This window comes from Pseudactinotalea sp. Z1732 (assembly GCF_049724975.1).
In the GTDB taxonomy this organism is placed as follows: domain Bacteria; phylum Actinomycetota; class Actinomycetes; order Actinomycetales; family Beutenbergiaceae; genus CALKWS01.
On sequence record NZ_JBMPQC010000009.1, the window covers coordinates 1 to 20,440 of the forward strand.

The following is a 20,440-nucleotide window of genomic DNA, read 5'->3' on the forward strand; positions in this document are numbered from 1 at the left end:
TGCGGCGGTCATAGCGAGGGGGAAACGCCCGGATCCATTCCGAACCCGGAAGCTAAGCCCCTCTGCGCCGATGGTACTGCGTGGGAGACTGCGTGGGAGAGTAGGTCGCCGCCGGACAACTTTTCGCTGAGGGCCACCCAGATTTTTCTGGGTGGCCCTCAGTCGTTTCCAGGGGTGTTTCATCCGCTTCCGGGGACGTTTCAACTCGATAGGGTGTAGCCGGTTCAGTCGAAGGTTCAGTGAGGCGACAGTGCGATCAAGTCAAACAGGCGGCGGCTCGCGCAGCCGGCCCGGGGGCTTCCGCGGGGACGGCGGGTCGAGGGCGTCTCGTGGCGGGTCAGCCCGTCCAGGACGCCCGGGCGGATCCGAACGGTCGCGCCGGCCCCGCGAAGCCGAACGCGCCGAGCGGGTTCCCGATCCCCCGATCGATCCCGACGTGGAGGCCACGGATCTGGACCGGGCTGCCCGGTCCAGGTTGCGCACCCTGTCCAAGGACAATGCCGAGGGTGTGGCCAAGCACCTGGTGATGGCGGGTGCTCTGCTCGATACCGATCCGCAGCAGGCCTACGCCCACGCACAGGCTGCCCTGCGCCGGGCCGGCCGGGTGGACGTGGTGCGGGAGGCCGTGGCTCTGACCGCCTATGCGTTGGGGAACTATGCGGAGGCGCTGCGTGAACTGCGTACTGTCCGCAGGCTCAGCGGGGTGGACGCCCACCGGGCCATCGAGGCCGACTGTGAGCGGGGTCTGGGCCGGCCCGAGCGGGCGCTGACCCTGGCCGCCGAGGCACCGCCGGGCATGAGCGCGGTGGACCGAGTGGAGCTGGCGATCGTGGCCTCCGGTGCACGGATGGATCTGGGCGAGCCCGAGGCCGCGCTGCTGACGCTGGACGGCGTCGCAGGTGTGGGCGGGCCGGCGGAGCAGATTCGGGTGAGCGAGCAGCGTGTCAACGTCCTCCGGGCTCTCGGGCGTGAGGCCGAGGCGGCGGCTCTGCAGGCGGAACTGCCTGAACCCGAGGATGATGACGTGGTCTTCCTGGAACTACCCGGGGAGGAGCACGGCGGCCGGGATCACCCGCGGTGACCGGCCTGAGCGGGAGCACCGCGCCGTTGCAGGACACCTTCGACTGTGCGCTGCTGGACCTGGACGGCGTGGTCTATGTCGGCGCCGACGCGGTGGAGCATGCTCCGGCGGCGATTCAGGTGGCGCGCGCCGGGGGCATGCGCACGGTGTTCGTCACGAACAACGCCGCGCGCACCCCGCAGACTGTGGCCGACCATCTCACCGACCTCGGTGTGCCGACCGGCCCCGAGGAAGTGACCACGGCCGCGATGGCGGCTGCCGCGCTCGTCAGTGCCGAGGCGGATGAGCACACCCGCGTTCTTGTCATCGGTGGCACGGGTCTGCGCCAGGCCATCACTGACGAGGGGCTGCACCTGGTGGAATCCGCCACGCAGTCACCGACGGTCGTCGTCCAGGGGTTCACCCCCGAGATCGCATGGCACGACCTCGCCGAGGCCGCCTATGCCATTGCGGCAGGAGCCCAGCACGTGGCATCCAACCTGGATGCCTCACTCCCCACTGAACGCGGATTCGCGCCCGGGAACGGAGCCCTGGTGGCGGCGGTGGTGGCCGCCACCGGCAAACAGCCGCGAAGCACCGGCAAACCCGGACCCGAGATCTTCCACCAAGCCGCCCGGGCGGGCGGTGCGCAGCGACCACTGGTGGTGGGGGACCGGCTCGATACCGACCTGGCCGGAGCCCGCGCCGCGCAGATCCCGGGACTGCACGTGTGTACCGGGGTGGACGGACCCACCCAGGTGATCCGCGCCGTCGTCGCTCATCGTCCCGCCTTCCTCGGCCTGGATCTGCGCGCGCTCGCCCAGGTGCACCCCGAGCCCACCCGCGCAGAAGGGTGGTGGACCTGCGCCGGCGCGGCGGCGCGGATCGAGGGCGAGGCGGTGGTGCTCCGCCGGGACGGTGGCGACGTGAGGCTCGGGGAGCAGACGAACGAGATGGGCGTGGATGAGGTCCGGGCCGCAGCAGCGGCCGCCTGGGAGGCCAGCGACGCGGCGGCAGTGGACTCGGTCCTGCCCGTCGATCTCCCACACGTGCGCATGGTCGACCAGGGCTGAGCACCGATCACGGTAGCGTGGGCACCGAAAGGAGGCAGGAGGTGAGCAGTGCAACCGAACACCCGGAGATCGCGGCAGCGCTGCGTGCCGTGGCAGACCTTCCCGAAACGGACCTGCCTGCGCACGTTCCCGCCTTCGAGGCGCTGTACCGGGCCCTGCAGGACCGGTTGGCCGAAGCAGAGAACTGACGTGTCGCGACGCGTGCGCCTGGATGCCGAACTGGTGCGCCGGGGTCTGGCCCGGTCGCGCCAGCACGCGGCCGAGTTGATCGGCGCCGGTCGGGTGCTGCTGGACGGGCAACGCGCCACCAAAGCCGCCACACAACTGCTGCCCGCCCAGCCTGTCCGCCTGCTTCCGGCCGACCAGGACGCCGCCCCGGAGTACGTCTCCCGAGGCGGACACAAACTGGCCGGCGCCCTGGATGCGCTCGGCGAGCGGGCACCGCGGGTGCGGGACCGCCGAGTGCTGGACGCCGGAGCCTCCACGGGCGGATTCACCGACGTACTGCTCCGGCGCGGCGCCGCGCACGTGGTCGCCGTCGACGTGGGTTATGGCCAGCTGGACTGGAAACTGCGCACCGATGAACGGGTCACGGTGCTGGACCGGACCAATGTGCGCACCCTCATGCCGGATCAGGTGCAGCCGCCTCCGGAGCTCATCACCGCCGACCTGTCCTTCATCTCCCTGACGCTGGTGCTGCCCGCGCTGCTCGCGCTCAGTGCCGACCGGGCGGACCTGCTGCTCATGGTCAAACCCCAGTTCGAGGTGGGCCGGGAGCGCCTGGGTTCGGGCGGGGTGGTGCGGGAGGAGAGTCTGCGCGCCTGGGCCGTGGCCGAGGTGGCCCGGTGCGCGACCGGGCTCGGTGCGGGTGCGCTGGCCGTGGTGCCCAGCCCGTTACCCGGGCCCAGTGGCAATGTGGAGTACTTCCTGCACCTGCGTCACGGCGCCGCGAGGGGTGCCGAGGCGCTGGCGGGGGAGGAACTCGCCGAAGCGATCGACACCGCGATCCGGACCGGGCCGGCTGGGGCGGTCCCATGACACGACGTTTTCTGGTGCAGGCCCACCCGCACCGTGCCGCGGCCAAGCGTGCCGCGGCGCTGGTTGCCGAGGAGCTGGGCCGCTACGGCATCCAGGCGGTCTGGCAGGCCGACGACGGCGACCTGGAACTCGCGATCGTGCTCGGCGGGGACGGCACCATCCTGCGCACCGTCGAACTCACCCGGTCCCGGCCCACCCCGCTGGTGGGTATCAACCTGGGTCACGTGGGTTTCCTGGCCGAGTACGAGGCGGAACAGCTCACCGACCTGGTCCGCCGTGCCGCCGAGCAGGACTACACCGTCGAGGAGCGCATGACCCTGGACGTCACCGTGCAGTATCCGGACGGCTCCACCCGCTCGGGATGGGCGGTCAACGAGGTCTCGGTGGAGAAGGATCAGCGCGAGCGGATGATCGAGGTGGCGCTGGGCATCGACGGGCGGGCGCTGTCCACCTTCGGCTGCGACGGGGTGGTGCTGGCCACCCCCACCGGCTCCACCGCCTACGCCTTCTCCGCCGGTGGTCCGGTCGTCTGGCCCGATGTGGAGGCCATGCTGATGGTGCCGGTGAGCGCGCACGCGCTGTTCGCCCGGCCGCTGGTGGTGGGGCCGAACTCCAGGATGTCGGTGGAGGTCCTCTCCCGCAGCCTGACCCAGGCGGTGCTGTGGTGCGATGGCCGGCGGCGACTGAGCGCGCCGCCAGGGGCCCACATCGACGTGCTGCGCGGCCAGCGGCCGGTCCGCCTGGCCCGGTTCAACACCGCACCCTTCACCGCACGGCTGGTGCACAAGTTCAACCTGCCCGTCCAGGGCTGGCGCGGGACGGGGCAGCAGAATTGATCGAGGAACTGTCCATCACCGACCTGGGTGTGATCTCTGCCGCACGGATCGAACCTGCACCGGGCCTGACGGTGATCACCGGAGAGACCGGAGCAGGCAAGACGATGGTGCTCAGCGGGCTCGCACTCATCCTGGGCCGCAAGGCCGACTCCGCCGCGGTCCGCCCCGGAGCGGAGCAGGCCACGGCCGAGGGCCGGCTGGTCCCACCTCCGGGGCACCCGGCGCTACGGGTGGCCACCGACGCCGGCGCACTCCTGGACGCCGGCGCCCTCCTGGTATCGCGCAGCGTCTCGGCCACCGGCCGCTCCAGGGCCCACCTGGGTGGTCGCTCGGTGCCGGCCGGACTGCTCACCGAGGTGGGGGAGTCCCTGGTCACCGTGCACGGCCAGAGCGACCAGCACCGGCTGCGCTCCACGGCTCACCAACGGGCCGCGCTGGACGACTTCGCCGGCCACGCCGACACCCTCAGGTCCTTCGCCCGCGCCCACCGGGAGCGGTTGGCGGCCGAGCAGGCACTGGCGGACTGGGACGCCGACGAGGGGCAGCGGGAAGCCGAGTTGGACCATCTGCGCAGCGCTGTGGCGCAGGTGCAGGAGCTGGAACTCCAACCCGGTGAGGACGCCCGGCTGCGGGCAGAGTCGGAACGGCTGGGCAACGTGGAGGACCTGCGCCTGGCCGCGACGAGCCTCTCGGCGGCACTGTCCGGTGGCCCGGACGCTGAGGGCGTGCACGTGCTGGCCCTGCTGGAACAGGCCCACCGGCAGGTGGAGGCGGCCACGGGTTTCGATTCCGATATCGCCGACTGGGCCACCCAGCTGGACCAGGCCACGTACGTGCTCTCGGACCTGGCGGGCGAAGCCGCCGGGTACCTGGCCCGGCTCGAGGCCGACCCGGCCCGGTTGGACCTGGTGCACCAGCGCCGCGCCTCGATCGCCCAGGCCGCCCGCACCTACGCACCGGCACAGGAGGCCGACGCCGACACCGACGCCGCCGACCGGCTGCTCGCCTTCCTCGAGCGGGCCGAAGAACGCATCGCCGATCTCACCGCACCGGGGGCGGGGCGTGAAGGGCTGGTCGCCCATCTGGCCGAGCGGACCGAGGCCGCCGAGACGCTGGCCACCACCATCACCCGGGGCCGCCAGCGGGCCGCCGAGACCATGTGCGCGGCAGTGCGGTCCGAACTGACGAGCCTGGCCATGACCGGGGCCTCACTGCAGGTGGAACTGCAGCCGCGGACCGAGCCGGGCGAGCACGGCGCCGAGGATGTCCGGTTCCTGCTCACCCCGCATCCCGGGGCACCGGCCCGGCCCCTGGGCAAGGGAGCCTCCGGCGGGGAACTGTCCCGGGTGATGCTGGCCATCGAGGTGGCCCTGGCCCGATCGAGGGCCACCGATGCCGAGCCGCTGCCCACGTTCGTCTTCGACGAAGTCGATGCCGGGGTGGGCGGCCGCGCCGCGATGGAGGTGGGCCGCCGGCTGGCCGAGCTCGCGCGGCATACCCAGGTGATCGTGATCACGCACCTGGCGCAGGTAGCCGCGTTCGCGGAGAAACACGTGGTGGTCACCAAGCGCACGGACGCCCAGAGCGTGACCAACAGTGATATCGAGCACGTGTACGGTGAGCGTCGCGAAGCCGAACTGGCCCGTATGCTCTCCGGCGAGGAAGATTCGCAGGCCGCCCGTCAGCATGCCGCTGACCTGCTGGCCCGCACGCACGTGCGACCATAGATCGGATGAGAACCCTGTCCAAACGCGCCGGCACCGACGACACGCCCACGACGGGTGATCTGCTCAGCGTGCGCGTGGACAGCCGGACCAAGTCCCTGACCAAGCGCCTCAAACCCGGTGAGGTCGCCGTCATCGACCACATCGACATCGACCGGGTCTCGGCCGAGGCGCTCGTCGCCTGCCGGCCGGCCGCGGTACTCAACGCCGCGGTCTCCATCTCCGGGCGTTACCCCAACCTGGGCCCACAGATCCTGATCGAGGCCGGCATCCCGCTGCTGGACGACTTGGGCTCGGACGTGATGACCCTCTCGGAGGGCAGCAAGGTACGCCTGGAGGCCGACACCGTCCTCGACGCCGACGGCTCAGTGGTGGCCGAGGGCACCGAGCAGACCCCCGCGATGGTCGAGGAGGCGATGGAGGAGGCCCGGGCCGGACTCTCGGTCCAGTTGGAGGCCTTCGCGGCCAACACCATGGACTACATGCGGGCCGAGCGCGAACTGCTCCTGGACGGGGTCGGAGTTCCCGAGGTCCGCACCGATCTGGAGGGCCGGCACGTCCTGATCGTGGTACGCGGCTACCACTACCGCGAGGACCTGAGCATGCTGAGGTCCTATATCCGCGAGTACCGGCCGGTGCTGATCGGGGTGGACGGCGGAGCCGACGCGATCCTGGAATCCGGCCTCAAACCCGACATGATCGTCGGGGACATGGACTCGGTGTCCGACAGGACCCTGCTCAGCGGCGCCGAGATCGTGGTGCACGCCTACCGGGACGGCCGGGCCCCGGGCCGGGAGCGCGTGGAGAAACTCGGCTTGGAACCGGTGGTGTTCCCCGCCACCGGCACCAGCGAGGACGTGGCGATGCTCCTCGCCGATGACAAGGGGGCCGAACTCATCGTGGCCGTGGGCACCCACGGCACCCTGGTGGAGTTCCTCGACAAGGGCCGGGCCGGAATGGCCTCCACCTTCCTGACCCGCCTGCGCGTGGGCGGCAAGCTCATCGACGCCAAGGGCGTCTCGCGCCTGTACCAGCACCGCATCTCCAACTGGCAACTCACCGGCCTCATCCTGGCCGGCCTGGCCGCGCTGATCACCGCGCTGGCCGTCACCCCCGCCGGCCAGACCATTTTCGGGATCCTGCTCACCCGCCTCGATGACATCCTCTCGTGGTTCCGCGGCCTGTTCGCGGCGATGTTCTGAAGCCGGCCATGCGAGAGAAGGACTGCACGTGATCGATTTCCGCTACCACATCGTCTCCCTGATCGCGGTGTTCATGGCACTGGCCGTGGGCATCGTGATCGGCGCGGGTCCGTTGCGGGACTACCTGGCCGAGGAACTGTCCGGGCAGGTGGACCAGCTCCGGGTGGAGCGGGAGGACCTGCGCCAGGCTCTGGACGAGGCCGAGGCCGACGGCGCCGAAACCGCGCAGTTCGTCGCGGCCGCCAGCCCGGTGCTGCTCAGCGGGGCGCTCGAGGGCCGCACCGTCGCCGTCGTGGAACTGCCCGGCGCCGGGGGTGACGCGGTCGATGCCGTGCTGGCCCGTCTGGACCAGGCCGGTGCCGAGGTGACCTCGCGCACCGTGCTGGCCGAGGGCTGGACCGACCCCGGTCAGCGCGCCTTCCGGTCCGGGATCGCGGGCAACATCGCCGCCTACCTCAACCCCCAGCCGGACGACGACACCGGCGCCGATCAGATCCTCGGGACCGCCCTGGGGCAGGCCCTGACGCTGCGGGACCCGGAGAATACCGGCCAGGCCTCCGAGCAGGCCGAGGCGATGTATGACCTGTTGATCTCCTCCGACCTGATCGAGGAGATCGAAGCCCCCAGCGCCCCGGCCTACGCCACCGTGGTGATCGACGGCACCGAGGAGGTCGAGGACGTCGAACTGGCCGGCCAGACCAACGTGGTGCTGATCTCCACCCTCACCGGGCTGGCCCGAACCGGGGAGGGCAACGTACTCGCCGGTGCCGCACGCGAGGAGGGCAACCTGGTGCTCGCGGTGCGCGAGCAGGAGGCGCTCAGCGAGGCGATGAGCACCGTGGACGGAGTGGATCTGATCACCGGTCAGGTGACCGTCCCGCTGGCCCTGGCCGCTGACATCGCCGGGTCCGGCGGGGCCTACGGCACCACCGACAGCGCCGAGGAGGGATTCCCGAGCACCACCATGCTCCCCCCGCCCGACCCCGAGGACTTCGCACCGGGCTCACCCGATGCCCCGGAGACCGATGCGGACACCGGGGCCGGCGAGGATGCGGAGGACGGCGAGGCCGGTGACGGCGCAGCGGGCACCGATGACACCGACGAGCAGGACGATGGTGCCGGGCAGGAGGACACCGGCGCCGACGGGGTGAACGAGGGATGAGCAGGCTGGCCGCGTCCGCACTCGGTGCCGGCCTGACGGCCAGCCTCAGCGAGATCCTGCGCTCGACCCTGCCTGCGGGTACGCCGCGCTGGACCCGATCGAACTTCCGCGGAAACCAGGTCAGCCTCACCGGTGGGCTGTCCACGGCGGCCGGGGCGGTCGCGAGCGCTGCCGGGGCCGGCGGTCGCGCGGGCGCGGCCGCGGTCGTGACCGCCGGCACCGCCGGTGTGCTCGGCGCGCTCGATGACCGGGACACCGACAGCGTGGACAAGGGACTGCGCGGCCACGTACGAGCGCTTGCGCAGGGCCGGTTGACCACCGGGGGGGCCAAACTCCTGGGGATCTCCGGCGCCGCGCTGATCGGTGCCATGATCGGCACCGCAGCCGGGCGGCGTGGCTCCGGGCCAGCCCCCGGGCGGTTGGCCCGGGGCGGGGACGTGCTGACCTCTGCAGCGCTGATCGCCGGCACCGCGAATCTGCTCAACCTGTTCGATCTGCGGCCGGGCCGGGCGCTCAAGGTTGCCGGTGCGCTCAGCCTCGGACCGGCGCTGGGCCGTAGCCCGGGCGCCCCGCTGGCCACCGGTGCGCTGGCGGTGACGGCCGCCTCGTGGCACACCGACCTGACCGAGGAGACGATGCTGGGGGATGCCGGGGCGAACGCCCTGGGAGCCCTGGTCGGCACGGCCCTGGCCCTGCACCCCAGCGCCGGGCTGCGCACCGGCGTGCTGGCCGGGGTGGTGGGCCTGACCCTGCTGAGTGAGAAGGTCAGTTTCTCCCGGGTGATCGAGTCTGTGCCGGCGCTGCGCGCACTGGACACCTGGGGTCGGTCCGGGTGAGGCTGCGCTACCTGATCGGTGGGATCGCGGGGGCGGCGACGCTGATCGCTGCCCTGACCGTGGTCTCTCGGGTGCTGGGGTTCGGCCGTTGGCTGGTGCAGTCGGCCACCGTGCAGGCCAGTGCCACCGGCACCGCCTACGGGGCGGCGAACCTGGTGCCGAACGTGCTCTACGAGGTGGTCGCCGGAGGGGCTCTGGCCGGAGCGGTCATCCCGGTGCTGGCCGGGCCCATCGCCCGCCGGCTGCGCGGTGAGGTGAACCAGATCGCCTCCGCCCTGCTCACCTGGGCAGTGATGGTGCTGACCCCGGTGGCGCTCCTGCTCGGACTGTTCGCCCGCCAGATCGCCACCCTGCTGCCGACCCCGCAGGGAGCCGATGGCGCCGCGCAGGTGGAGTTGGTCACCTACTTCCTCATCGTGTTCTCCCCACAGGTGGTGCTCTACGGAATCGGGGTGGTACTCACCGGGGTGCTCCAGGCGCACAAGCGATTCCTGGCCCCCGCGCTGGCGCCGATCCTGTCCACGCTGATGGTGATGGCGACCTACGTCGCCTTCGGCTACCTGGCGAACGGGCTGCAGGATGAGCCCGGGCGTCTGTCCGACACCGCCCTGGCGGTGCTGGCCTGGGGGACGACCGCAGGAGTGGCCGTGATGGCGCTGCCGTTGCTGATCCCGGTCTGGCGCTGCGGCGTACGGCTGCGTCCGCGGTTGCGGTTCCCGCCCGGGGTGGCCGCACGGGCCCGCGCACTCGCCCTGGCCGGCGTCGGTGCGCTGCTGGCCCAACAGGTCTCGGTGGTGGTGGTGATGCTGCTGGCGCTGAACGGCGGCGTGGACGGCACCATCAACCTGTTCCAGTGGTCCCAGGCGGTGTACTGGTTGCCCTACGCTGTGCTCGCGGTGCCGCTGGCCACCGCCGTCTATCCGCGATTGGCCGAACTAGCCGCCCACTCCGACCTGGCCCCCTTCGCCCGGGTCGCCGAGACCTCCACCCGGGCCGTGCTCGCGGTCTCCTTCGCCGGGGTGGCCGGCCTGATCGCGGTAGCCCCGGCGATCGCGCAGGTCTTCGCCACCTGGAACGACACCACCGGGATGAGCCAGGCGCTGACCTGGATGGCGCCGGGGGTGGTGGGCCTGTCGCTGACATTCCACGTCACCCGGGTGTTGTACGCGATGGACCGCAGCCGCGCCGCGCTGGCCGCCACCTCACTGGGGTGGGCGGTGGTCTCGCTGGCCTGCCTCGTCGGCGTGTTCGCCTGGGCACCGGAGGGAGGAGACGGGCCGGGCACCCTGGCCGCGCTCGGGCTGGGCCACAGCGTGGGGATGACGGTCGCGGCGGTCGCGCTGCTGGGGGCATTCGCGAACGTGGTGCACCGGCGCGTACTCGGTGCGATCGGCCGCTCGGTGGCGGTGGCCGGCGCCGGGACCCTGGTGGGGGCGCTGATCGGGCGGTTCGCCACCGCGGCCGTCCTGGACCTGGCGGGGCACTCACTGATCTCGGCGATCATGGCCGGTCTGCTCGGGGCGGTGGTCTCGATGGGGCTGGTCGGCCTGGCCGTGGCCGCAGGCGACCGCGGCACCGTCAACGTCTTCCGGAGGGTTCGTGGCTGACCTACACGTTCTGCAACTGACCGGCACCACCACCGGGGGTGCCGGCCGGCACGCCCAGGACCTCACAGCCGGGCTCCGTGAGTCCGGCCACCGGGTGGTGCTGGCCGGCCCGGCCGATGTGGTGGCCACGACCGAGGCGCCCACGCGGGTGGTCGACATCGCCGAGCGGCCCAGACCCGCCGATCTCCGGGCGATCGGCCGGATCCGGGCACTCTCCCGTGGTGCCGACGTGCTGCACGCCCACGGATTGCGTGCCGGCGCCCTGGCCGCGTTGGCGCTGACCGGCCGGCGAGGCCCCGGGCTCGTGGTCACGTTGCACAACAAGCCCGTCGGGTCAGCGCGGGTACGCGCGGTGGGCGCCGTGCTGGAACGGCTGGTGACACGCCGCGCCCAGGTGATCCTGGGCGTCAGCGGGGACCTGGTGGACCGCGCCCGGGACCTGGGTGCCGCCTACGCCGAGCGGGCCCTGGTGCCGGCCCCGTTCCCCCCGGGGCGACCCACCGGGGACGACGATGCCGGACCGGGCACCGAGGCCCTGATGGCCCTGCGCCGGGAGTTGGGCCTGCCCGAGGACGCGCCGGTGGTGCTGACCCTGGCGCGGCTCGCACCGCAGAAGGGTCTGGATCTGCTCATGGAGGCCGCGGTGCTGCTGGTCGAGCGGGTGCCGCAGGTGCACTGGCTGGTCGCCGGCGGCGGGCCGATGCTGGAGGACCTGCGCCGGCGCGCGGGGGAGGCGGGATTGCCGGTGCACGTCCTGGGTCACCGCAGCGACGCCCCGGAACTGCTCGCCCTTGCCGACGTGGTGGTCTCGACCAGTTCCTGGGAGGGGCAGCCGCTGAACCTGCAGGAGGCCTTGCGCGCGGGCCGCCCGATCGTGGCCACCGATGTGGGTGGCACCGGGGAGGTGACCGGGGATGCCGCGCTCCTGGTGCCCTACGGGGACGCCGGCGCGATGGCCGAGCGCGTCAGCGCGGTCCTGACCGATGCCGCTCTGGCTACCGAACTGGGTGCGGCTGCGCGTCGCCGTCGGGGCGAGCTCCCTAGCCGCGCCGATACGCTCGCCCAGATACAACGCTGCTACCGAACCCTGGTCTGATCGGTTAGAGTGGGAGTCCGTGGTGATCTCTTCGGACCGGCTTCCCGGCAACCTGCCCCCCGTTCCCCGGCACATCTTCGTGACCGGCGGTGTGGCGTCATCCCTCGGCAAGGGCCTGACGGCCGCCAGCCTGGGCCAGTTGCTCACCGCCCGCGGCATGCGGGTGACGATGCAGAAACTGGACCCGTACCTGAACGTGGATCCGGGCACGATGAACCCCTTCCAGCACGGTGAGGTGTTCGTCACCGAGGACGGCGCCGAGACCGACCTGGACATCGGGCACTATGAGCGTTTCCTGGACGCGAACCTGAGCGCCGAGGCGAACGTGACGACGGGCCAGGTGTACTCGGAGGTGATCGCCAAGGAGCGCCGCGGGGAGTACCTGGGCGACACCGTGCAGGTGATCCCCCACATCACCGATGAGATCAAGCGCCGGATGCGTGCCCAGGCCACTCCGGGTGATGACCGGGAGGCACCCGATGTGATCATCACCGAGGTCGGGGGGACCGTCGGCGATATCGAGTCCCAGCCGTTCCTGGAGGCGGCCCGGCAGGTCCGTCAGGACATCGGTCGGGACAACTGTTTCTTCGTGCACGTCTCGCTGATCCCCTATCTGGGTCCCAGCGGGGAACTGAAGACCAAACCCACCCAGCACTCGGTGGCCGCGCTGCGCAGCATCGGTATCCAGCCCGATGCGATCGTGGCGCGGGCCGACCGGGACATCCCGGAGTCGGTCAAGGCCAAACTGGCCGCGATGTGTGACGTCGATCGCGAGGCGGTCATCACCTGTATCGACGCTGCCAGCATCTACGACATCCCCAAGGTGCTGCACTCCGAGGGGCTGGACGCCTACGTGATCCGGCGTCTGGGGATCCCGTTCCGGGACGTGCAGTGGGACACCTGGCACACGTTGCTGGAACGGGTTCACCACCCGGCCCACGCGGTCGAGATCGCGCTCGTGGGCAAGTACATCGACCTGCCCGATGCCTACCTGTCGGTGACCGAGGCGCTGCGCGCCGGAGGATTCGCCGAGAACGCCCGGGTGAACATCCGGTGGGTCCCCTCCGATGCCTGTGCCACCCCCGAGGCTGCCCGTCAGGCGCTGGCCGGGGTCGACGGCGTGCTGGTGCCCGGCGGTTTCGGCGTGCGTGGCATCGAGGGCAAACTCGGGGCGCTGCGCTGGTCACGGGAGCAGCAGGTGCCCACCCTGGGCATCTGCCTGGGAATGCAGGCGATGGTGATCGAGTACGCGCGCAACGTACTCGGGCTCGACGATGCCTCCTCCAGCGAGTTCGATCCCCAGACGGACCATCCGGTGGTGGCCACGATGGCCGAGCAACGTCAGAACGTCGGCGGGGAGGGCCAACTCGGCGGAACGATGCGACTGGGGTCCTTCCCGGCGGTACTGACGCCGGGCTCCCTGGTGGCCCGTACCTACGACGCCGAGCACGTGAGCGAGCGCCACCGGCACCGGTACGAGGTGAACAACGCCTACCGCGGGGACCTGGCCGAGGCCGGCCTGGTGATCTCGGGTCGGTCCCCGGACTCCGAACTGGTCGAGTTCGTGGAGCTCGACACCGAGCAGCACCCCTACTACGTGGCCACCCAGGCCCACCCGGAATTCAAGTCCCGGCCCACCCGGGCCCACCCGTTGTTCCGGGGACTGATCGGGGCAGCACTGGACCGTCAGCGCCAGACCCGTCTGATCGAGGTCGAGCCGGCGCCGCTGGCGGCCGGGGAGTGAGCGCGGCGGCCGGATTCGCCGACGAACCGGCGCGGCTCCGGACCGGCGACCTGGTGGAGATCCATCGTGGCGCCGTGATGGATCTGGTCAGCCAGGACGTGGACCTGGGCCCCGGCGGGCAGGTGGTGCGCGAGTACCTGCGCCATCCCGGGGCGGTAGCGATCGTGGCCCTGGATGAGGCCGGACGGATGCTGCTGCTGCGCCAGTACCGCCACCCCGTGCGCTCCTACCTGTGGGAGGTCCCCGCCGGCCTCCTGGATCAACAGGGAGAGGATCTGGTGGCCGCAGCGGCGCGGGAACTGGCCGAGGAAGCGGATCTGCGCGCCGCTCGCTGGGACACCCTGGTGGACTTCTACACCAGCCCCGGTGGCTCGGACGAGGCGGTCAGGGTGTTCCTGGCCCGGGACCTGCACCAGGTGCCCACGCGCGACCGGCACCAGCGGGTGGCCGAGGAGGCCGGCATGATCAGCCGGTGGGTGGCCCTGGAGGAGGCGGCCGATGCGGTGCTGGCCGGCCGGATCCACAACCCCAGCACCGTCGCGGGCGCACTGGCCGCCCACGCCCTGGCCGGCCGCGACTGGGACGGTCTACGCCCCGCCGACGCCGCGTGGGTGCCGCGCTCAGGCGGCCTGTAGCGTCTCGGTCGCCGGGACCGGCTCGCGGACCCGCAGTCCGGTGACGGTGAAGGTGACCGCGGCGATCAGCACCGCGGCGGCGAACAGGTGGATCCCCACCAGCAGTTCCGGGAGCCCGGTGAAGTACTGCACGTAGCCGACCACCCCCTGGGCCAGCGTCACCGCAAGCAGCACCCAGGTGCGGCGGCGCGCTCGGGTGAGTTCAGCACCGGCCCCCACGTTCGCCCGGGCCCGGTGCAGCAGCACCAGCAGGGTGATCACCGTGGCGGTGAATGCCCAGGCCGCACCGGCGTGCACCCGCGCCACCGAGACCGGGTCCACGGCGAACCGGTAGCCGACGTCCTGATCACCGGAGTGCGGGCCGGCGCCGGTGACGATCACCCCCAGGACCACCAGCACCACGGTCACCAGCATCAGGACCACCACCAGGGTGCGTACCGGACCCAGACCCTCGGCCGCGAGCGGCCTGGGCGGGCCATCACCCTCGCGCAGGCGCGCCAGCAGGTAGGTCGAGGCGGCCACCAGCACACCGGAGAGCAGGAAGTGCGAACCGACCAGGGCCGGATGCAACTCGAACCACACCGTCATCCCGCCCACGACCGCCTGGATGAGCACACCTGCGGCGATGCCGGCAGCGAGCGCCTCGAGCCCGCGGCGGCGCCGGTGCGGTTGCTTGCGCCCGGCCACCACCAGCAGCACCACCAGGGACAGGGCGACGACGAACACCACCGCGGCCAGGGCGCGGTTGCCGAACTCGATCGCTCCGTGGAAGTCGGTGGCGTCGCGCAGTTGCGGGGTGAACTGCCCGGGCTCACAGTTGGGCCAGGTGGAACAGCCCAGCCCCGAACCGGTCAGGCGGACCGCGCCCCCGGTGATGATGATGCCGATCTGGACCACGAGATTGGCCCAGGCGACTACGGGGATCCAACGGCGCACACGTTCGACGTCCACCCGCCCAGGATACGTGGTGTGCGGGCGCCTCAATGCCAGCGGAACCAGCGCAGCGCCCCGGCGGTGAGGACACCCGCCCACCCGATCAGGATGGCGGTGCACACAGCGACCGTGGCCACCTCCAGGTTCATCGCCGCGCGGAGGCCGTCGCCCAGCGCGGCCGAGGGCAGCCAGCGCGATCCGGTGGGTAACAGCACGCCGCCGCCGATCGCCATCAGCACCCACAGCAGGTTCGACCCTGCCAGCACCGCCTCGGTCCGAAGCGTGCCGGCCACCAGCATCGCCAACGCGGTGAAGGCCGCCGTCCCGGCGGCGAAGGGCAGTGCCCCGAGCGCGGCACCGGCCAGTGGTGGGCGCCAACCCAGTGTCACGGCGAGCGAGGCAAGTAGCGCCACCTGGAGCACCTGGATGAATCCCACCCCGAGAATCCGCCCGGCCAGCAGCCCGCCGCGGCCCAGCGGAGTGGTGGCGAGCAGCCGCAGGGCGCCGGCCCGCCGGTCGAACCCGGTGGCGATCGCCGGGCCGGTGAAGGCACTGGAGAGCACCGCCAGCGCGAGCACGCCGGGTGTGACCAGGTCGATCCGTTCCTGCCCGCCGGATACCGGCAGGGTGAAGACCTCGGTGCGCGCCAGGACGACCATGAACAGGGCGGGCAGGATCGCGGTGATGAGCAGCTGCTCACCGTGCCGCAGCGTGGTGCGCACCTCGAAGGAAGCCTGGGCCAGCACCCGCCGGGGTCGCGACGCGGCACCGGGATGCGGGGCGAGACCGAGCGTGTGGGTCATCGTTCCTCCGGCCCGGTCAGGTCCAGGAACACCTCGCGCAGGGCCCGCTCGGATGGCACGGACACATCGAGTCCGTGCTCGGTGGCCACACTGCGCAGCGCCCCGAGCGCCTCGGCGTCGATCGGGCCGGTGATGTGCACGCGGTTGACGTCCTCGCCCGCGCCGGTCAGCTCGCCGGGACTGCCGGCGGCGACCACGACACCGCGGTCCATGATCACCACCTGATCGGCCAGGGACTCGGCCTCCTCCATCACGTGGGTGCTCAGGATCACCGAGGTGCCGGCTGCGCGCAGGCCCCGGACCAGGTCCCAGACCACCTCGCGGCCGTGGGCGTCCAAGCCGGCGGTCGGCTCGTCCAGGAACACCAGTTCGGGTCTGCCCACGATCGCCAGCGCCAGCGCCAGTCGCTGGCGCTGGCCCCCGGACAGGCGCCGCACCGCGGTCCGGGCGAATTCCCCGATTCCGAGCAGGTCGGCCAGTTCGCCGGTGTCGTGGGGGTGGGCGTACAACCGGGCCACATGGTCCAGCAGGGCTCGGGCGTGGGCCATCACCGGCAGACCCCCGTCCTGGATCATCACGCCCACCCGGGGGCGCAACGCGGCCGCGTCGGTGTGCGGATCCAGCCCCAGCACCCGCACCCGTCCGGAGTCCGGACGCAGCAGACCCTCACAGGTGAGCATCGTGGTGGTCTTGCCGGCGCCGTTGGGGCCCAGGACCGCGGTCACCTGGCCGGCCTCGGCCTGCCAGGACAGGTTCCGCAGCACCGGCACGGGGCCGAAACTCAGGCTCACCTGCTCCAGGTGCACGCAGGGTGTGGACACGCTCGCCAGCCTAGCCCGGCCGCGCGCGCGGCCCGCGCCTGTGACGACACTCACTTAGGGCAGCCTTGCTTGCCAGGGGCCAATTTGGAAAGGACAATGTGAGGTAATTGCCCTAGCGGTGGGCGGAGGTGATGTGTGTGAGCGAGCAGGCCAGTGAGATCGAGGAGAGTACCCGGGAGCGGGTGCTGAACCTGGTGGTTCAGCGCGGGCCGGTGCGGGCCGCGGATCTCGCGTCCGAGTTGGCCCTGACCTCCGCCGCGATTCGCCGGCATCTGATCGCCCTGGAGAGCGAGGGGCAGATCAGGGTGCGCCCGGAGAGCCCGCTGCACCCCCGCGGTCGGGGCCGGCCCGCCAAGCGCTACATCGCGACCGCCGAGGCCCGGCCCAGGCTCGACGATGGCTACTCCAGGGTTGCGCTGATGGCGATCGAGCAACTGCGGGACCGGCTGGGTGATGAGGCGGTGGAGCAGTTCGCGGACCGGCGGGCCGATGAGATGGTGGGCCGTTACCGGCAGGCGGTGGAGGCGGCCGGGCAGGACCCGGCCGATCGCGCCCGGATGCTGGCCGATCTGCTCAGCGCGGATGGCTACGCCGCGTCCACACGCCCGGTCGGTGCGAATCTGGCCATACAGTTGTGCCAGGGTCACTGTCCGGTCCATGCGATCGCGGCCCAGTACCCGCAGATGTGTGAGTCCGAGACCCGTGCGTTCTCGGAACTACTCGGAGTGCATGTGCAGCGACTGGCCACCCTGGCCGGTGGCGAGCACGTGTGCACAACGCACGTGCCACCCGGCGTTCCGCAGGTCAGCACACCGTCACACCATGACGACATGGAAGGAAATTCATGACGACCACCACACCGCAGGAGGCCGACAAGGCCCGTGAGCAGCTCAGCCAGGACGAGGCGATCGCGAGTTTCGGCGCCTACCAGTTCGGCTGGAGCGATTCAGACGACGCCGGTGCCTCGGCCCGTCGCGGGCTGAGCGAGGAGGTTGTGCAGGACATCTCCCGGCTGAAGGACGAGCCGGAGTGGATGCTCAAGCGGCGGCTGCGCGGCCTGAAACTGTTCGACAAGAAGCCGATGCCGGAGTGGGGCGCAGACCTCAGCGGCATCGACTTCGACAACATCAAGTACTTCGTCCGCTCCACCGAGAAGCAGGCCACCACCTGGGAGGACCTGCCCGCGGACATCAAGAACACCTACGACAAGCTCGGCATCCCCGAGGCGGAGAAGCAGCGGCTGGTGGCCGGTGTGGCCGCCCAGTACGAGTCCGAGGTGGTCTACCACCAGATCAACGAGGAACTCGAGCGCCAGGGTGTCATCTTCATGGACACCGACACCGCGCTGAAGGAGCACCCGGAGTTCTTCGAGGAGCACTTCGGCACCGTGATCCCCACCGGCGACAACAAGTTCGCGTCATTGAACACCGCGGTCTGGTCCGGTGGATCGTTCGTGTACGTTCCGCCGGGCGTGCACGTGGAGATCCCGCTGCAGGCCTACTTCCGGATCAACACCGAGAACATGGGCCAGTTCGAGCGGACCCTGATCATCGCCGACGAGGGCTCGTCGGTGCACTACGTCGAGGGGTGCACCGCGCCGATCTACAAGACCGACTCGTTGCACTCGGCCGTGGTGGAGATCATCGTGAAGAAGGACGCCAACGTCCGGTACACCACGATCCAGAACTGGTCGCAGAACGTGTACAACCTGGTGACCAAGCGGGCCACCGTCGCCACCGGCGGCAGCATGGAGTGGGTCGACGGCAACATCGGGTCCAAGGCCACGATGAAGTACCCGGCGATCTACCTGATGGGTGAGCACGCCCGGGGGGAGACCCTCTCGGCCGCCTTCTCCGGCTCCGGTCAGCATCAGGACACCGGCGCCAAGATGGTGCACATGGCCCCGCACACCTCCTCCTCGGTGGTGTCCAAGTCCGTGTCCCGTGGTGGCGGGCGCTCCTCCTACCGCGGGCTGGTGCAGGTGCTCGAGGGCGCCACGCACGCCAAGTCGACCGTGCTGTGCGACGCGCTGCTGGTGGACACGATCTCGCGGACCGACACCTACCCCTACGTCGACGTGCGCGTGGACGATGTGGAGATGGGCCACGAGGCCACGGTGTCCAAGGTCAGCGAGGACCAGTTGTTCTACCTGATGTCCCGTGGGCTGACGGAGTTCGAGGCGATGGCCACGATCGTGCGCGGCTTCATCGAGCCCATCGCCCGGGAACTGCCGATGGAGTACGCCCTGGAGTTGAACCGGCTCATCGAACTGCAGATGGAGGGATCCGTCGGTTGATGACCAACGACGTCCAGTCCAGCACCGCACCAGACAAGGAATCCATGAAGACCGACCACACCCTCGCCGTCGCCGACGGTGCCCACAGCCACGCCGGTCCCGAACCTGCGGGACAGCGGTTCACCTCCTTCGCGCTCTCGGACTTCCCGGTACCCACCGGCAGGGAGGAGGAGTGGCGCTTCTCACCGGTGGACCGGTTCCAGTCCTTCTTCGGCGATGAGTTCAGCGGCCCGGCACCGACCGTCGTCGTGGACGCCGCCCCCGGCGTGCACAGCGAGCAGGTGGGGCGCGACGACGAGCGGCTCGGCCGCATCGGAGCGCCGACCGACCGGGTCTCGGCCCAGGCCTGGAACAACACCACCGAGGCCACGGTGATCACCGTGGCGGCCAACGCGACCCCGGATCAGCCCACCTCGGTGGCGATCACCGGTGCCGGCGGCACCGAACCAGGCGCCCAGCACGTGCTGGTCGTGGCGCAGGAGCACTCCGAGGCCACGATCATCCTGAACCACTTCGGCTCGGCCCAGTTGGCCCAGACCGTGGAGGTGGACGTGCGCGAGGGTGCCCGGCTCACCCTGGTGAGCCTGCAGGAGTGGGAGCGCGACAGCGTGCACATCAGCGCGCACCGGGCCAGGGTGGGCCGCAATGCCAACCTGCGCCACATCGTCGTCACCCTCGGGGGTGACGTGGTGCGGCTGACCCCCGACGTGGAGCTGGCCGAGCCCGGCGGTGAGGTGGAGAAGGTCGGGTTGTACTTCACCGACTCCGGCCAGCACCAGGAACACCGCCTGCTGGTGGATCACGTGGCCCCGAACTGCATCTCCCGGGTGACCTACAAGGGTGCGCTGCAGGGGAAGGACGCCCACGCGGTCTGGATCGGCGACGTCGTCATCCGGTCCGAGGCCGAGGGCACCGACACCTACGAACTGAACCGGAATCTGGTGCTCACCGAGGGTGCCCGCGCCGACTCGGTGCCGAACCTGGAGATCGAGACCGGCGAGATCGAGGGTGCCGGCCACGCCAGCGCCACCGGCCGGTTCGACGACGAGCAATTGTTCTACCTGCGCGCTCGTGGGATCCCCGAGACCGAGGCGCGCCGCCTGGTGGTGATCGGCTTCTTCGCCGAACTCATCAACCAGATCGCGGTGCCCGAGGTGACCGACCGTCTCACCGCAGCGATCGAAGAGGAGATCCGGCAGTACGAGGCTGTCTCGGCATGAGCACCCAGTACGTATGCGACACCGGTGACCTCGAACCCGGGGAGGCGATGCGCGCCGACCTCGAGGACGTCGACGGACGGCCCGTTCCGATCGCCATCGTGCGGGACGAGGACGGGAACTACCACGCGATCTCCGACATCTGCTCCCACGGCCAGGTCAGCCTGTCCGAGGGGGAGGTGGAGGAGGCCACGATCGAGTGCTGGTTGCACGGGTCGACCTTCGACCTGGCCAGCGGCAAGCCGCTGAGCCTGCCGGCCACCCAGCCCGTCCCCGTCTACTCCGTCTCCGTGGAGGGCGACAACGTCCTCGTCGATATTGATGTGACCGTCGGCGCCAGCGCCTGAGAAACCTCCA

General features: G+C 71.0%; 20 protein-coding genes and 1 rRNA gene. 18 read left to right on the top strand and 3 right to left on the bottom strand.

Annotation, left to right across the window (positions count from 1 at the left end):
- The 14 genes from rrf (at window position 1) to ACPL7H_RS14745 (ending at window position 14,013) form a co-directional block, all read left to right on the top strand.
- Window positions 1–117 (top strand): 5S ribosomal RNA (gene rrf / locus ACPL7H_RS14680).
- A gap of 319 nt (window positions 118–436) precedes the next feature.
- Window positions 437–1,081 (top strand): hypothetical protein, encoded by a 645-nt coding sequence (locus ACPL7H_RS14685; RefSeq protein WP_424797597.1) that lies wholly within the window; start codon window positions 437–439, stop codon window positions 1,079–1,081.
- Window positions 1,078–2,133 (top strand): HAD-IIA family hydrolase, encoded by a 1,056-nt coding sequence (locus ACPL7H_RS14690; protein ID WP_424797598.1) that lies wholly within the window; start codon window positions 1,078–1,080, stop codon window positions 2,131–2,133. The genes ACPL7H_RS14685 and ACPL7H_RS14690 overlap by 4 nt, the downstream gene beginning before the upstream one ends.
- A gap of 41 nt (window positions 2,134–2,174) precedes the next feature.
- Window positions 2,175–2,321 (top strand): hypothetical protein, encoded by a 147-nt coding sequence (locus tag ACPL7H_RS14695; protein ID WP_424797599.1) that lies wholly within the window; start codon window positions 2,175–2,177, stop codon window positions 2,319–2,321.
- Between the two features lies 1 nt (window position 2,322).
- Window positions 2,323–3,171: a TlyA family RNA methyltransferase gene (locus ACPL7H_RS14700; protein ID WP_424797600.1), complete on the top strand. Its 849-nt coding sequence runs from the start codon at window positions 2,323–2,325 to the stop codon at window positions 3,169–3,171.
- Window positions 3,168–4,007, top strand: a complete 840-nt coding sequence (locus ACPL7H_RS14705; protein ID WP_424787867.1) for an NAD kinase — start codon at window positions 3,168–3,170, stop codon at window positions 4,005–4,007. The genes ACPL7H_RS14700 and ACPL7H_RS14705 overlap by 4 nt, the downstream gene beginning before the upstream one ends.
- Complete coding sequence (gene recN, locus ACPL7H_RS14710; protein ID WP_424797601.1) at window positions 4,004–5,734, top strand: DNA repair protein RecN; 1,731 nt, start codon at window positions 4,004–4,006, stop codon at window positions 5,732–5,734. Before ACPL7H_RS14705 ends, recN begins: the two co-directional genes overlap by 4 nt.
- Before the next feature lie 5 nt (window positions 5,735–5,739).
- Window positions 5,740–6,933 carry a putative cytokinetic ring protein SteA gene (steA, locus tag ACPL7H_RS14715; protein WP_424797602.1) on the top strand — a complete coding sequence of 398 codons (1,194 nt, stop codon included), beginning with the start codon at window positions 5,740–5,742 and terminating at the stop codon, window positions 6,931–6,933.
- 28 nt (window positions 6,934–6,961) lie between these two features.
- Window positions 6,962–8,095 (top strand): copper transporter, encoded by a 1,134-nt coding sequence (locus ACPL7H_RS14720; protein ID WP_424797603.1) that lies wholly within the window; start codon window positions 6,962–6,964, stop codon window positions 8,093–8,095.
- The gene (locus ACPL7H_RS14725; protein WP_424787863.1) at window positions 8,092–8,931 is read left to right on the top strand and encodes a hypothetical protein; all 840 of its coding nucleotides are present in this window, start codon (window positions 8,092–8,094) and stop codon (window positions 8,929–8,931) included. The genes ACPL7H_RS14720 and ACPL7H_RS14725 overlap by 4 nt, the downstream gene beginning before the upstream one ends.
- Complete coding sequence (murJ, locus tag ACPL7H_RS14730) at window positions 8,928–10,538, top strand: murein biosynthesis integral membrane protein MurJ (protein WP_424797604.1); 1,611 nt, start codon at window positions 8,928–8,930, stop codon at window positions 10,536–10,538. Before ACPL7H_RS14725 ends, murJ begins: the two co-directional genes overlap by 4 nt.
- On the top strand, window positions 10,531–11,634 hold the full coding sequence (locus ACPL7H_RS14735; protein WP_424797605.1) for a glycosyltransferase family 4 protein: 1,104 nt from the start codon (window positions 10,531–10,533) through the stop codon (window positions 11,632–11,634). Before murJ ends, ACPL7H_RS14735 begins: the two co-directional genes overlap by 8 nt.
- Window positions 11,635–11,653: 19 nt before the next feature.
- A complete protein-coding gene (locus ACPL7H_RS14740; protein ID WP_424797606.1) occupies window positions 11,654–13,378 on the top strand; it encodes a CTP synthase in 1,725 nt (574 codons plus the stop codon).
- Window positions 13,375–14,013 carry an NUDIX domain-containing protein gene (locus ACPL7H_RS14745; RefSeq protein ID WP_424797607.1) on the top strand — a complete coding sequence of 213 codons (639 nt, stop codon included), beginning with the start codon at window positions 13,375–13,377 and terminating at the stop codon, window positions 14,011–14,013. Before ACPL7H_RS14740 ends, ACPL7H_RS14745 begins: the two co-directional genes overlap by 4 nt.
- Here the strand turns inward: ACPL7H_RS14745 and ACPL7H_RS14750 are convergent.
- From ACPL7H_RS14750 to ACPL7H_RS14760, 3 genes are read right to left on the bottom strand one after another with little or no spacing between them, the layout of a single operon-like run.
- Window positions 13,999–14,964, bottom strand: coding sequence for a COX15/CtaA family protein (locus ACPL7H_RS14750; protein WP_424787858.1), 966 nt, complete (start codon window positions 14,962–14,964; stop codon window positions 13,999–14,001). The genes ACPL7H_RS14745 and ACPL7H_RS14750 overlap by 15 nt on opposite strands.
- 29 nt (window positions 14,965–14,993) lie before the next feature.
- Entirely contained in the window at window positions 14,994–15,749 is a 756-nt protein-coding gene (locus tag ACPL7H_RS14755; RefSeq protein ID WP_424797608.1) for an ABC transporter permease, read from the bottom strand.
- Window positions 15,746–16,570, bottom strand: a complete 825-nt coding sequence (locus tag ACPL7H_RS14760) for an ABC transporter ATP-binding protein (protein WP_424787856.1) — start codon at window positions 16,568–16,570, stop codon at window positions 15,746–15,748. Before ACPL7H_RS14760 ends, ACPL7H_RS14755 begins: the two co-directional genes overlap by 4 nt.
- Before the next feature lie 131 nt (window positions 16,571–16,701).
- Here ACPL7H_RS14760 and ACPL7H_RS14765 point away from each other — a divergent pair, with 131 nt between their 5' ends.
- Genes ACPL7H_RS14765 through ACPL7H_RS14780 form a run of 4 tightly spaced genes read left to right on the top strand, consistent with a single transcriptional unit; the run spans window position 16,702 to window position 20,430 of the window.
- Entirely contained in the window at window positions 16,702–17,418 is a 717-nt protein-coding gene (locus tag ACPL7H_RS14765; protein WP_424788015.1) for a helix-turn-helix transcriptional regulator, read from the top strand.
- A complete protein-coding gene (gene sufB / locus ACPL7H_RS14770) occupies window positions 17,415–18,866 on the top strand; it encodes a Fe-S cluster assembly protein SufB (RefSeq protein ID WP_424797609.1) in 1,452 nt (483 codons plus the stop codon). The genes ACPL7H_RS14765 and sufB overlap by 4 nt, the downstream gene beginning before the upstream one ends.
- Window positions 18,866–20,086: a Fe-S cluster assembly protein SufD gene (sufD, locus tag ACPL7H_RS14775; RefSeq protein ID WP_424797610.1), complete on the top strand. Its 1,221-nt coding sequence runs from the start codon at window positions 18,866–18,868 to the stop codon at window positions 20,084–20,086. Before sufB ends, sufD begins: the two co-directional genes overlap by 1 nt.
- Window positions 20,083–20,430, top strand: a complete 348-nt coding sequence (locus tag ACPL7H_RS14780) for a non-heme iron oxygenase ferredoxin subunit (protein WP_424797611.1) — start codon at window positions 20,083–20,085, stop codon at window positions 20,428–20,430. The genes sufD and ACPL7H_RS14780 overlap by 4 nt, the downstream gene beginning before the upstream one ends.
- Window positions 20,431–20,440: the final 10 nt, after the last annotated feature.